General features: G+C 41.6%; 11 protein-coding genes. 6 read left to right on the forward strand and 5 right to left on the reverse strand.

What is annotated here, in order from left to right:
• The first annotated feature begins 45 nt into the window (after nucleotides 1–45).
• The 4 genes from QXH45_04320 (at nucleotide 46) to QXH45_04335 (ending at nucleotide 4127) form a co-directional block, all read left to right on the forward strand.
• A complete protein-coding gene (locus tag QXH45_04320) occupies nucleotides 46–1257 on the forward strand; it encodes a 4Fe-4S binding protein (protein MEM2078473.1) in 1212 nt (403 codons plus the stop codon).
• 136 nt (nucleotides 1258–1393) lie between these two features.
• Complete coding sequence (locus QXH45_04325) at nucleotides 1394–2629, forward strand: phosphoglycerate kinase (GenBank protein ID MEM2078474.1); 1236 nt, start codon at nucleotides 1394–1396, stop codon at nucleotides 2627–2629.
• A complete protein-coding gene (locus QXH45_04330; GenBank protein MEM2078475.1) occupies nucleotides 2623–3663 on the forward strand; it encodes a type II glyceraldehyde-3-phosphate dehydrogenase in 1041 nt (346 codons plus the stop codon). Before QXH45_04325 ends, QXH45_04330 begins: the two co-directional genes overlap by 7 nt.
• 41 nt (nucleotides 3664–3704) lie before the next feature.
• A complete protein-coding gene (locus tag QXH45_04335; GenBank protein ID MEM2078476.1) occupies nucleotides 3705–4127 on the forward strand; it encodes a universal stress protein in 423 nt (140 codons plus the stop codon).
• A gap of 3 nt (nucleotides 4128–4130) precedes the next feature.
• Here the strand turns inward: QXH45_04335 and QXH45_04340 are convergent, their stop codons facing one another.
• Complete coding sequence (locus tag QXH45_04340; protein ID MEM2078477.1) at nucleotides 4131–5651, reverse strand: glycogen/starch/alpha-glucan phosphorylase; 1521 nt, start codon at nucleotides 5649–5651, stop codon at nucleotides 4131–4133.
• 70 nt (nucleotides 5652–5721) lie between these two features.
• Between QXH45_04340 and QXH45_04345 the strand changes: the two genes are divergently transcribed.
• Nucleotides 5722–7356, forward strand: a complete 1635-nt coding sequence (locus QXH45_04345; protein MEM2078478.1) for a M28 family peptidase — start codon at nucleotides 5722–5724, stop codon at nucleotides 7354–7356.
• A 19-nt stretch (nucleotides 7357–7375) separates the two neighbouring features.
• Entirely contained in the window at nucleotides 7376–9043 is a 1668-nt protein-coding gene (pheT, locus tag QXH45_04350; GenBank protein ID MEM2078479.1) for a phenylalanine--tRNA ligase subunit beta, read from the forward strand.
• A gap of 59 nt (nucleotides 9044–9102) precedes the next feature.
• Here the strand turns inward: pheT and QXH45_04355 are convergent, their stop codons facing one another.
• From QXH45_04355 to QXH45_04370, 4 genes are all read right to left on the reverse strand, one after another.
• On the reverse strand, nucleotides 9103–10269 hold the full coding sequence (locus QXH45_04355; protein MEM2078480.1) for a cation:proton antiporter: 1167 nt from the start codon (nucleotides 10267–10269) through the stop codon (nucleotides 9103–9105).
• A gap of 173 nt (nucleotides 10270–10442) precedes the next feature.
• The gene (locus tag QXH45_04360; GenBank protein ID MEM2078481.1) at nucleotides 10443–11390 is read right to left on the reverse strand and encodes a hypothetical protein; all 948 of its coding nucleotides are present in this window, start codon (nucleotides 11388–11390) and stop codon (nucleotides 10443–10445) included.
• A 1-nt stretch (nucleotide 11391) separates the two neighbouring features.
• Entirely contained in the window at nucleotides 11392–12615 is a 1224-nt protein-coding gene (locus QXH45_04365) for an RsmB/NOP family class I SAM-dependent RNA methyltransferase (GenBank protein MEM2078482.1), read from the reverse strand.
• Between the two features lie 18 nt (nucleotides 12616–12633).
• A complete protein-coding gene (locus QXH45_04370; GenBank protein MEM2078483.1) occupies nucleotides 12634–14181 on the reverse strand; it encodes a phenylalanine--tRNA ligase subunit alpha in 1548 nt (515 codons plus the stop codon).
• Between the last annotated feature and the right edge of the window lie 20 nt (nucleotides 14182–14201).

A 14201-nucleotide genomic window follows, 5' to 3' on the forward strand; every position in this document is an offset into this window, starting at 1 on the left:
TTTACTTTTAAGATAAGGATTATCACAGCATAGTGGGTGAAATGTGTGGTTGATCTATCAGTAGAAATAGCTGGCTTGAAAATGAAGAATCCTATTATGAATGCTGCCTGCCCAATATCCCGCGACGCGGAAACAATGAAACTACTGATTGACAACGGGGTCGGAGGAGTTGTTGCTAAAACAATTAGCGTTAAACCAGCTATTGTTCCAAGGCCGAGTATGGGCGTTGTAGACAGAGGGCTCGGCCGATTCCACATGCTCAAACCCGTTAAGCCTGGTGAAACAAGGGTTACTCCTGTCGACTCTGGAAACTACAGATTCATATACGCTCTTCTCAACGCTGAATTATGGAGTGACATCCCCGCCGAACACTACCTGGAGCGTGAATACCCTATAGTGAAGAACTATTGCAAAGACCATGGGGTGGCTTTCTTCGTAAGCATCGGTTATAAGCCTGAAGAATTGTCCCTGCTTGGACCTAAGGTTGAGAAGGCAGGAGCTGAGGCAATAGAGTTCTCGACACATTACATAGGCAAAGACTATCGACCAGTTATCGAAGCAGCTAAAGCCCTCAGAGAGTCGGTTTCGATCCCAATATTTGCAAAATTAAGCCCCTTCACGCCTAACATTCCTGATTTAGTCAAAGAACTCGAGGCTGTAAAGGTCGATGGAATAGTGGCTACTAATACTATAGGTCCAGCCTTGAGTATCGATGTAGAGACCGGCCTGCCGATCGTCGGCGGACCACTAGGATACGGGTGGATGAGTGGTCCGGCTTTAAAACCTCTATCGCTCGCAGTAGTAGCCGAAGTGGCGAGAAATACGAAACTCCCGGTGATAGGTGTCGGAGGAATATCGAGAGGGGTCGATGTTATAGAGTACTTCATGGCGGGTGCCTCGGCTGTACAAATTTGCACTGCCGCACTAGTAGAAGGGTTCAGCGTTTTTCAACGAATTATTAGCGAAACAAAATCGTGGCTTGAGAAGCATGGGTACTCAAGTATTCTAGATGTGAAGGGTTTAGCACTTAAATATTTAAAACCTGAGCCGAGAAGGGTTTGGGCGAAATCACCTGTTGTTGAGGAGAAAAAGTGCATTGGCTGCGGATTCTGTGAGCAAGTATGCGACTACGACGCAGTTCATATAGAAGAATCGGAGAAAGGGAGGAGGGTTGCGGTTGTAAATGGAGCAAAATGCTACGGGTGTGGATTGTGCACCACAGTATGTCCTACTAGGGCGATCCACTTCATTGAATAACTTTTTCTTTATTTTTTAAATATTTGTTTAAACTGCGATTAATTAAATTACGTTGTATTTATTAAAATATTTAATTAAAGAGTTCCATGGAAACTTATAACCTCATATTTCCATACGATATTAATGGTGTGTATTTGTGACAATAAATATACCGAGATTGCCCACTATAAAAGATTTAGAGATCAATGGTAAGAAAATACTCATGAGAATCGACATTAATTCACCAATTGATCCAGAGACCGAGGAGATTATGGATGATAAAAGGATAAGTGTTCACGGAAAGCATGTAAAGGAAATCTTAGAGAAATACAACCCTGCAATAATACTCATCTCTCATCAAGGACGCCCGGGTGAAAGCGATTTTATTAGTTTGGAAAAACACTCCCTTCTCCTTTCAAAGTACATGGGGATTCCTGTGAAATTCGTAGACGATATTATTGGTCCTAAAGCAAGGGAAGAGATACGTGAATTAAAGCCTGGTGAAGTATTGCTTCTTGAGAATTTGAGGATATTATCCGAGGAAATCATCGAAGCTGCTCCCGAAAAACAGGCACTGACCATGCTCGTGAAAAAACTCTCCAGCAATGTGGACGTATACGTTAATGACGCCTTTGCAACAGCTCATCGGAGCCAGCCAAGCATCGTTGGATTCCCCCTATCTCTACCTAGCTGTATCGGCCCTGTTTTCGAGAAAGAGATCCAAGCAATAACTAGAATACTGGATTCTTTCGAATCACCCAGGATATATGTGCTGGGGGGTTCCAAGGTTAGAGAGCTACTCAGAGTCATGGAAAACCTAATGAGGAATAAATTAGCTGATAGGATATTAACTACTGGACTCCTTGCACACCTGTTTTTAGTAGCAAAGGGAATCAACATTGGAGTCGAGAACATGAAAGTACTCGAGGAAAAGGGTCTTCTACCACTTGTGCCAAGAGCTAGACACATTCTAATGAGGGGGGCGCCAATCGAGACCCCAATAGATTTCAAATCAAAATTGAATGGAGAAGTTAAAAATGTTTACGTTGGCGAAATTCGTGGAGTAATTAAAGACATAGGCGAAAATACCGTTAAGATTTACGGCGACCTCCTCAGGGATGCAAAAATCATAGTCATGAGGGGGCCTGCCGGAGTCATCGAAGAGGAGGAATTTAGAGCTGGAACAACGAATCTTCTCGAATACGTATATAGCAGTAACGCATTCACGCTCATAGCAGGTGGACATTTAGGGTCAATGGTTGATGAGAATAGGGTTAACAATAAGATCCACGTTTCGACTGGTGGAAACGCCTTACTATTATTTCTGTCAGGTGAAGAGTTGCCTGCGCTAAAAGCCATGGAGCTCTCATCAAAAATGTTCCTGGGATGGTGACTTTGATATCCATCGGTATTAACGGGTATGGAACAATAGGTAAGCGAATCGCTGACGCTGTGCTGAAAAATCCTAATTTCAAACTAGTAGGAGTGGCCAAGTATTCCCCGGATTATGCCTCTAAAGTCGCGTCTCGGAGAGGAATTGACATCTTCGTTCCAGAAGAAAAATGGGGAGATTTTGAAAAAATAGGAGTAACCCCAAAGGGCACGATAGAAGATTTCCTCAATATGTCATCCATAATAATTGACGCTTCTCCTGGGGGAAAGGGTTTAATAAACCTTGCATTATATAAGGGAGCCGGAAAGCGGGCTATATTTCAAGGAGGGGAAAAGCCCGAAGTAGCTGAAGTCAGCTATAGTTCATACTGTAACTTCTATGACGCGGTAGGGAAGAGATACGTAAGAGTCGTCAGTTGCAATACTACTGGATTACTTAGGGTAGTATGTATCCTTCACAGAGAGTTCCATGTTAGAACCGTGAAAGCGCTCATCATAAGGAGAGGCGCAGATCCAAGGGAAGACTCTAGGGGGCCAATAAATTCTATCAAACTTGAAACGCTGGAAGAAATCAGTCATCATGCGAGAGACGCTAATACCGTTGTTCCAAGTCTCCACATAGAAACCCAGGCGGTCGTGGTTCCTACTACTCTAATGCACGTTCAATACCTCGATATAGAGTTTGAAACCCCTGTCAGTAAGTCGAAAATTATTGAAACATTAAGCAGTTATAACCGGTTCCTGATAATTGATCCCAAAAAGTCTGGCGTAGACTCAACCAGCAAGATCATCGAAGTCGCGAGAGACGTTAGTCGTTCTAGAAATGATATTTATGAAAATATTGTGTTCGAAAACACGGTAAGGGTCTCAGGAAACAATCTTTCATTGATACAAGCAATACACCAAGAATCAATAGTTATTCCGGAAAACATAGACGCGGTTTACGCGATATCGAACGCGGGACTCTCGATGGAACAGGCTTTAGCTGAAACTGACAGGTATCTGGGTGTTGGGTCGTTAAAGGATGTTTTTTAATAGGATTTCCTCTAATAACGTATTTTGGAGGTATTCTACTCTTGATCGGTGAAGAACCCTCTTATAGAATCAGTTTCATATACAGGAAGATTCTAGTTCCCGTTGATGGGAGCGAATCTAGCCTAAAAGCGCTCGAGATCGCGATTGATCTAGCGAAACACTATGGCTCAAAAATAACCGTAGTCTTCGTAAAAAGCAGGCACGATAAGGATGATTCTGAACCCTTAAGCAAGGCTAAATCGAGAATCGCTAAGGAACCCGTCAACGTGTCCTACAAGCTTATTGAATATGATCACGAGACTGAGAGCGTGAGCTATCGTTTGGTAAAAGAAATAATTGAAGAAGGATACGATTTAGTCATCATGGGTGCGAGGGGAAAAACCCTTTACGGAGAACTCCCGATAGGGAGCATCGCTCTCTCAGTGGTGATAAACGCCCCCATATCTGTCCTCATCGTTCGATAATCCTCAATCTTGAATGTAATATTTTTTAAGAGCCCTCTTAATATCGACTTTCTCCGGGGTTGTTTTCAGACTATTAAACGCTACCTCCCAGTACCTTGAAGGATCCCTATTAAACATGTCGATAATCCACAGCAACTTGTTCCGAAAGTCTGAATAGTCTTTTTCATCAATTTCTCTAGCCCGTTGATCAGTGTATATATTTATGAAATCTGAGACTTCGCTTCCAAACAACCAACTGTTGTAGCCGTCCTCTACTACCTCGGGTACTCCTCCATCTCTACTTGAAAGCACGGGAACCCCGTTCACCATGGCCTTCATATAGCTGGTTCCGCATGCTTCCCATCCTGGGAAAGGTGTGAACAACAATAGGTCGACTCCTTGAAGAATAGTCTTCGCTACTTCCATACTATATTCCGGAATATATGCTACATTAGTGAGTTTTAGGTCGAGATCTCTGAACTTCTTCAAATAACTTATTCCATCCGAGTCTCTCGGATGCGGCTTTCCCGCGACAATAAAGAACGCATTGACGTCTGGATTTTCTTCAATGAACCTGGAGACAAAATAGGGTCGTTTGTATCTGGCTAATCTTCTTGTCCACGCTATTATCATTTTTCCATCCACGTTTACATTATCTTTGTATTTCCTAACAAGTGAGTATAGTTTATCGCGAGCATCCTGCCTAGCCTTTTTCAATAGGTCCACGTTTACCTCTCCTTTATTCACAGCCTCGTAAAGCACAGGGTGCATCCATCTTCCAAGATGTATTCCGTTCGTAATAGCGACGATTTTATCCTTATATTTAGGGAATATTGTAGCTACTACGGATTCTTGTTTCTTTGAAACAACTATGGCTTTTTCCAGCTTGGACAGAGAGTACTCGGTCAGATTTATATAATCACCAAGGAAGACTCCGAATTCTCGGACAATAAATTCACCGGGAAAACTTGGGTGCCCCCAAGGTCCCGGAGTGTGGATGATTATGCGTGATAGCTTTGATACATCCATCACGTTGAGAATCATGGATGTGTAGCTCTCTTCTAAGTCGATAATGCTTATCTTGTCTAATCCCACGTAGTTTTTCAAGTAGTATCCAGAGGCCTTGGCCAGCAACGCGTATTTGTAGAACGTCTCCTCCATGCTGTTCTCATAATAAACTCTATCAGTCAGCCTCCTAGCCCAAAGAGGGCAAACGGCCTCGAAGAGGACGGCTCTGGCAGTTTTATACCTATAGACCCAAGGTCTTACAATGATGTCTTCTCCACGCAATTGAATTGTGAACTCTTTCTCCTGTGATAGTGAAGAGATAAAGCTCGTTTCTTGCTCCTCCGGGGAGATCGATGGTTCGGTTCCCTTGAATGATATGCTTGCATATCCTTGACGATAGTAAAGCGATAAAGCGATATAATCCAACCCTAAATCCCCGGCCCCTAATAACTTATCCCCCTCTAGGACTCCGAGGCCTCCAGCATAAGTTCTTCCCCTTTCGATCGCTATCTCCGGAGTAATGCTAACAATCACCATGTAACAAGCACCCCACAGTTTCTAAGATTATTAATATAATTGACAATATAATGTTTACCTTGGAGGAAAAATGATTCGAGAAATATCGGATACGTATTCCAAATACCTTTACCAATCCATGACTGAGGATGTTTTAAGCATTATTACCAGATACAACCGAGTTCAGGGCTCGAAGGAACTGAACCTTACCGTGGAGGAGTTGAAGGAAATAGTAGAGGGCTTCGGTTTACCAACTAAGATACTTAAGATAACACCGGGTGGGACTAAAGGCTATATGGAGATACCTCATGGATGGAATCTTCATGAAGGACTGTTGGAGATCAAACTAGGGAGTACTGTAATAGAGAAGTATTATTCAAGAGACCATCCAACTATAGTTGCAGCACATTCGCCCTCCGGAGAGGGGTGCGGTGAACTAACCCTCTGTACAACCGAAAAATGTGAAGGAGACGTGGTACTCGCTAAGGGGTACGTTTACGACCTTTATAAGAACATTGACGCTCAACTCATCCTAGTTTACGATCCAAAGAGATATCAAGATGCTGTTCCTTATACAGGCTTATTCATAGATAGAAGCGAGGTCCTCGGCAAAGTGGTCATGAACATACCTTACACTACTGCACTTAGGCTACAATCGATGATCGTTGAGAATCCAACTAGAAAAATAACTATTTGCTGGAAGGTCAAGAGCGAGTTTAACGAAGAACCGATCACAGCGTTAGTAGCATGTAATTCAGACGAACCAGAGATCCTCTTTACAAGTCACATTTGTCACCCTAAACCGGGAGCCCACGATAATGCTAGCGGTAGCGTTGCGAATCTGCTAATAGCTTTCGCGATAGCTTTATCGGGAAAAACCAAGGAAGTTCCTGCATGCCATGCATGGATACCAGAGTATACTGGAACAATATTCCTTAAGAGTGCTTTGAAAAATCCCCCGAAAGCCGTTATTAATCTTGATATGATTGGAAGTAATCAAGCCGTGACCGGGTCAACATTGAATATTGTCATACCCCCTCTCTTCATGGATTCAACAATATCTCCTTATACCTATTTAGCAGTGAAGTATGTGATGGATACTGCACCTTCATTCAGCGGATTCAAGCTTCCGGGATTAAAATACAGTATATCACCTTACACAGCTGGTAGCGATCACGACGTAACGCTTGCATGGGGATGGGACAGCATTATGCTTAACGAGTGGCCTAGCAAGTACTATCACACAGATATGGATAGTCCTTCAACCCTTTCAATAAGCAATATAATCCGAATATCCCTTGCTTCGCTCCTTGCAGCAAGCCTTTTCCATCAGAAATACAAGGCTGAACAAGTAAAAAGCAAGTTTAAGGAATATCTCAGAGTTTGGTATGCCATTGAATCTTTTAAGAGCGGTGTAGACCTCCCTCATCTCGAATATCTTATAGAATCTCAAAGGCCTTTGACGCCCGGAGACTTGAATGCTCTAGAAACGCCTATATCTCTAAGGTATTTGTACAAAAAACTAGATAGAAAACAATTCCTCAGACTTAGAGAGATAAGGGGCGCCAGCACGTTCCTATCAGTTTACGCTCCACTAGCCTATAAAAGTGGTATTGAGAAAATATCTGACCTATTTAAACAAGAGAACCTCCTTGCGTGGACAAAGGACGAGGAAATCGTTATTAATGAAGCCTGGGCTATTATAAGAGATGAACTACTGAAGTAAGATAGAATATGTGATTTCCATGCCAACAATTAAAGTCAGCATAAGCGACCTTGAAAGGTTGATAGGCAAGAGGTTAAATGCTGATGAAATTAAAAAATATCTGGCCCTTCTGAAATGCGAAGTAGAGAAAATAGATGGAGACATTCTAGAGTATGAGGCAAATCAAGACAGGCCTGACATTTTTAGCGTAGAAGGGTTAGCAAGAAGCCTGCGCAATTTTATGAACTTGCCCTTGAAACAACTGAATTTCAAGATATCTACCATTAAGGGGTATGCCGAGGAAATCCCGGAGAGACCCTACATAGCATTAGCAATCGTTAAAGACCTGGTGTTGGATGATGAAGCAGTAAGACAAATTATGCAATTACAGGAAAAACTAGCAACAACCTATGGAAGAGAGAGAAGGAAAGCCAGCATAGGTGTCTACGACCTCGATAAGGTGCAACCACCAATATATTATAAAACAATGGATCCAGATTCGTCCTTCTTTACTCCACTAAACACCACACGTAAGATGAGCTTAAGGGATGCACTAACAGAGACCGATCAAGGACAATTATATGGTAAGATCATTTCAAACATGAAGAGATATCCGGTATTAATGGACTCCTCGGGTCAAATACTGAGCTTAGCGCCTATTGTTAATGGAGAATCTTCAAAAGTGGATGTTTCAACAAAAAACATTTTGATCGATTCTACTAGCATTGACAAGGATACTGCAGTCGACATGGTAACCATAATGGCAGTCAACATAGCGGAAAGATCTCGTAGTGGGACTATTGAAGCGGTAGAAGTTTTTTATCCAGATGCAGAGAAGGTTGTAGCCCCCAGAATGGAAAAAACCGTTATGGAGATCAACATAGATGACGTGAACAGCTTGATAGGAACTTCGATAAGTGTAGCCGAGACTCTTGATCTATTAAAACGACATTATTATGAAGCTGTGGAGATTGGGGAGAAGTATTTGAGGTTGAAAATACCGGTCTTTAGAATAGATGTTAAGTCATGGGTCGATATCGCGGAAGATATTTCGATTTCCCTTGGATACCATAACATCGGTTCAGAAGCTGACTCACTTCCATTTTCAACCCATCCGGGTAGAATCCATCCAATTGAAGCGTTTTCGAGGAAAGTACGAGATCTCCTTTTAGGAATGAGTTTTATAGAGGTAGCAAACTACATGATGAGTAATGAACAGGTTCAATTGGGGATTTTCGGCTTGAATGAAAAAATGTTCACGGTTGCCAACCCAAGGTCTGAGAGATTCACGGGGGTAAGGATATGGCTTGCTCCAGGATTATTAGAGACGGTTGCCGAAAACTCGGGCAAACGAGCCATGATAAAAATCTTTGAGATAGGGGATGTTGCTATTCCAGGGGACTTGTCGAATCATGTTCAGGTCGAAAGACACCTAGGTATTGCAATATCTCATGATAAGGCCACCTTAACGGACGGCTTATCCGCTGTGGCTAGTATGCTTGAGCACTTCAAAGTGGCTCACAAGTTCATCAAGGGGAGGAAAAATGGGTTCCTCGAGGAGAGAACCAGCTATATAGAAGTTAACGATACATATGTAGGCTTCGTTGGAGAGGTTCACCCAGCTATTCTCCACCGCAATAGAATACCTCATCCGGTTGTAATCAGCGAGATAAACTTGTCCAAGCTTATTAAGTTAGTCCACCATTAATAATTTTGAAGGATGAAGCTTGGAAGGGATGACCATTTAGATGGGATGAATTGACGGGCCTAACTGATTCTCATCTTTTCGTGTAGACCACTAGTCGAAATCATGGCGAACAGGCTGGTTAAAACGGACGCGGCTAGTACCGTGTTGACCATGTCATCATGTAATAATCCCAAGTTCATAGCATACATAACTAACACCATCTCTAGAACACCTCGTCCACTCATACAAATCCCCGCCAAGACCGCGTTGTTCTTAAATCGCTTATCTCTAAACATGAAGAAGAAATACGGTATAAATTTTCCGATAACAGCACCTGTGAAAACCACCACGACAAGAAACATGTTTATTCCAGGTTTAATTACGAAGAGGGATACGTATAGGAGGAACATTGGAATGAACATTGAATCAATAAAACTGTCAAGCATTATGCTGAAATCTATTATCTTGGACCTAAATCGAAGGAAGGGATCTTTAATAGAAGAACCCATAGACAAAAATAAGCCCGCTAGGTATCCAGCTATCAACCCACTTCCCTTGAATATAATAAACAATACTACTAAGCCAGTTAGTATCAGAATGGTTGAATCAACAAACGTCTCATAAGATTTCGATATTTTTGCGAAGAATCCGGTTACCAAATCTCTTCGCATACCCAATTGTAATACTAATGCAAAGACTCCAATAGAAATACTCAAAGAGGTTATAAGATCTACATAACCTACACCTCTCAATAAGTTGAAATAAACTATCGCGAGAAACAGTACGATAACATCATCAATAAAACTGGCAGATATTAACAAGTTCTTTAACTCAAGCCCGAGTTTTTCTAAAACAAGCGCTGTAGTCTCAGTAGCGGTGTTCGAAAATAGAATCGCGATCATTAACGAAACTTCCAGTGGAAGACCAAGGTAATATAGCGAGGAGAAAATTATTGCGAAGGTGAAACCGACGGCCGTAACAGAAATAAATAATGCCTTCTTGAGATTTCCGAGAACTTCACTGAAATCGCTAGTTAAACCCGCGTGGAATACTATCAAAATGGAGGATATCTCAGCGATTAATTCAAGCTCCTTGGGGTCTACTGAACCGTAAAAAAATAATGCTAGAATGATAGATGCGAGGATGTATCCTGCTAGTTCACCCACTCTTCTCGTTTTGAAGTACGCTCCAACGATCTTTAATACCATGATGCCGACGAATACGTACAGCAACACGTAACTAGACACTATACTTATACCCCTCTATGTTTTTATTCTCCCTGAGCTTAATCATAAAAACTTGGTTAATGAAAATGTCCATTGATGAGCTCCATCTAGTATTGTTGATCTGCTTGACACTCTCACTGATGGCTTTAATCTTGAAAATCGCGCAAAGATTTTTTTCCGAAAATCGCGCAAAACTAAATAACTCCCCGGTAAAACACCTTCTTCTCCCATGCTAGTTTAAATGCTTTTCCCATCGTAACAAGGTTTTCTGCTGAAATTACTCCCTTGTCTCCGTAAATGTTTTTTATTTCTTCATAACTCAGCGGTTTCCGCAAAATGTGATTGTATAATAGCCTGATTAAATTTGGTATCTGAAGATTGAGATCGACATCGACCTTGTTTTCGCAGATAGTTGGATTCAGATTAAACCTCTCCAGGAGACTGGCATACTCTTCTAAAAGTCTCGATGAAACACTATGAATTCTTTCACTAACCGGTCTATTAACAGTTTTCAGGTAAATCCTCTCTGGACGAATCTTCGTCATGTAATTTGCTATTTCGTGCATGTCGTGAATAGAAGGGTAAGTCCCACCAGCGAGTTTGAAAATAGTAATCTCTAGACTTACCTTTTCAGGGTACTTTTTACTAACCTCTGAAAGTATGGACGAGAATGTTGAGATTGATACGGAGTTTTCCCATCCAAGTTCCATCATGCCACCTCTTGTCCATTCGAATGGTATTATGAATTCGTCGACCAGTTCGAAGAGCCCAGAGGTATAGTATTTTGGGAATAATAATCCGGAGGTATGAACAATTATTTTGTTCATCATGTTTGCTTCTTTCATGACCTTTAAAACGGACACTATTTTATTGTTCAATAATGGATCCCCAGAACCCCATATATAAAGGGTTTTTAGATCTAGGCCTTGTCTGCCGAGTAATTTTTTAAAGGCGTCTATCTCGTCCAACCCTTTGATGTCTGCCTCGACGAGATTTCTCGTTTTCACCACCGTCTTGCCCATTGGACACCATGTGCAGTCTAGTGGACATTTTTTAGGAGGAAATAGTAGATCTAAACCGGCCGTTAATCCATGACACCTGCTATAGTGGACTCCGTATATTTTATCAATGCCAAGTTGCATTTTAACTCCCTCTGATAATGGCTATGAAAAATCCTTGTCCATCAACTCTATGGGGTCTTATCCGGTGCGTTTTTTGCGATACTCTATATGATGGGTATGATGGGTCAAGATACGGATAGTTGAGCCTCACTAGTTCAACACCATATTTATCTACAAGTTTTTGAACAACTATTTCTCCCTCAAGAGGTATGATGCTACAAGTAGCATATATGATATCATATCCATTCTTCAAAGCATTATTCAAAAGCCTGTACTGGATTTCGTGATATCTTTCAAGTTCGCTCTTTGACAACCGCAGTTTAACACTAGGATCTCCATAAACCGCTCCAGAGCCTGAACAGGGAGCGTCAAGAATAATGGTTGAGAAACGCCTACCATATTCAATAATCCTAGAATCGCCATGTATTATTATTGATTTCAAATCGCCCTCCAGATATCTCAATAAACTCCTAACATATAGAAGTCTCTTCAATGAATAATCAACAATCACAACACTCGAAATTCTTCTTCGAGATAATAAGTGGAGAAGCTTGACACCAGGTGCTGAACAAGCATCAAGCAAGTCCTGGCCTACTAATTGTTGAATACTCTCAACCATAATATAAGACCCTATATCCTCGGGGATCAAATACCCTTTCTTCACGCAATTCGACTTCCCAATCGGATAGAATGGGTCATCGATCTTGAAAAGGTCTTCAAACTCACTATGAGGATGAAATTCGATCTCTTCATCATTAAGGCATTTCATAGCTTCTTCGACTTTTACTGTCAATGTATTCACGCGAACCCAGCGTTTCTTCTCGTTCAAGCTTTTAAGGGTCTTCTCGGTCTCTTCCACACCTATAAGTCCTATAAGTTTCTTCACCAGCCATGAGGGGTAACTGTATCTTAAAGAAAGTTTCAACGTTATCGGGTAATCACTCGTTAATTCAATTATTCTTCTCCGATATTCTTCAAAGTCAAACCTTATTGATTCTAAATATTCTGCAATTGATGCAGCACTTACTCCGAAACCCCTATTTTTTGCCAACATTTTAAGTCCATAGAAGTTGACGAGGGTTTCATAACCTATGCGATATGAAATCGCTCTGTCTTCCTTACTCAAAGATGATTTTTTTATGGCTATTCTTACGGCTTGATCAAATCCAAGTCTAGACTTTAAAAGTTTTTCCAGCAATATTGTGATGAAAACCTTCAGAGAAGAAGTGCCATACTTATTAATCATCAGTAAACCTACACCATGTTACTCCGGGTACTCGTATACTTTAACACTTTTTCCATCCGTCTTTGTGAACTTGTAAGGTAATCCCGCATACGTCAGTCTCTCTAGCATATCGAGGTCTCTTGAAAACAGCAACCGTATGTCGTCTATTCCAAGAACTTGCATAGCCAGCCTGTCCACACCGATGCCCCATGCAACAGCCCTGGTATTAGGAGCGCCCAGAATCTCCATTACTTCAGGCCTAAAGACCCCTCCGGGGAACACTTCCACCCATCCCAGACTAGGGTGTCTAATATAGCCCTCAACACTGGGCTCCGTGAATGGGAAATATCCAGGTTTGAACCAAACCTCCTTTATACCCAGTGCTGCTGACAGTTCCTTAAAGAAGTACAGTAGATGTTTAAAGTTAACGTTCTTACCAACAATAATACCATCCAACTGGTAAAATTCCATACTGTGTTTCGCATCAAGGTTTTCCGGACGAAATACTCGATCAATAGTGAATACCCGGTATTCCCCCTCTCCTCTTTCAAATATTGTCCTCGCAGAGACCGCTGTGGTCTGGCTGCGTAGGACGAGTCTCACGGCTCTTTCAGGACTCCATTTATACTTCCACCCACTCTCATGAATTCTTCTAGCTCTCTCCAGCAACTCAGGAGGGATAATAGCTCTTGCTTCGTCCTTTATGTAGAAGGTATCATGGATCTCCCTAGCAGGGTGGTCTTGAGCTTGGTAGAGAACGTCGAAATTCCAAAACTCAGCTTCAACATGAGGTCCCTTTACTTCTTCGAACCCAAGTGCAACCATGATGTCCCTTAGATCATCAATGAACTCCATGAAAGGGTGTTTTCTAACCACTGGCACCCTCGGTAATGGGACCGATAGATCAAATTCCTTGATAGCATACTTTTGAAGATTCGATGCCATTGACGGTCTTACGATAGTGATTAACTCTTTCTCCTTGACTAACCCCTTACTAAACAAATCTAAGAGAAAACTTGATGGCCTCAGCTTGATCACTTTTCTCTCAACTACTTCGATCATTTTTCTTTTTTTCAACTCCAGTGCTTCATCTTCCCGGATATCTTCATTGCTCTCTATCTTTTTCAGTAAATCTCTAATTACTCCTGCCTTCGAATCGATCTCCCTGCAAGCTTCTTGGTTTATCATAATCAATGTGTCATTCATTATTTTGGCACAACCGGATTTTATCAAATACTGTACTCCAATTGAAATCTCGCCTGGATTCATACCTGTTAACTCAGCTATACACCTAACTAGATTCGATAACATCTTCTCAGGGCATTTATCATAGTTCAACAGGATCAATCTTTCTGGAACATCCTTCTCTAAGTATAGTTTTCCAATCCTAGATAGCCTGTATTTTTTCTCTACAATTTTCTCCACGTAGATCAAACCTTTATTGTTTAGCTCGGTTACATCCCTCATTAGATCGTCGGGTTTAAGCCCCATTTTCTCCGCAACTTTTTCTAGAGACTCGACACCATCTAGAATGTACAAGACTATTCTGTATTGCTTTGCAGGTAAATACACTTCACTAAGGCTCATTACCTTTCTCCAGCATTATT

Origin of the sequence: Thermosphaera sp. (genome assembly GCA_038827615.1) — an archaeon.
Classification (GTDB): Archaea; Thermoproteota; Thermoprotei_A; order Sulfolobales; family Desulfurococcaceae; genus Thermosphaera.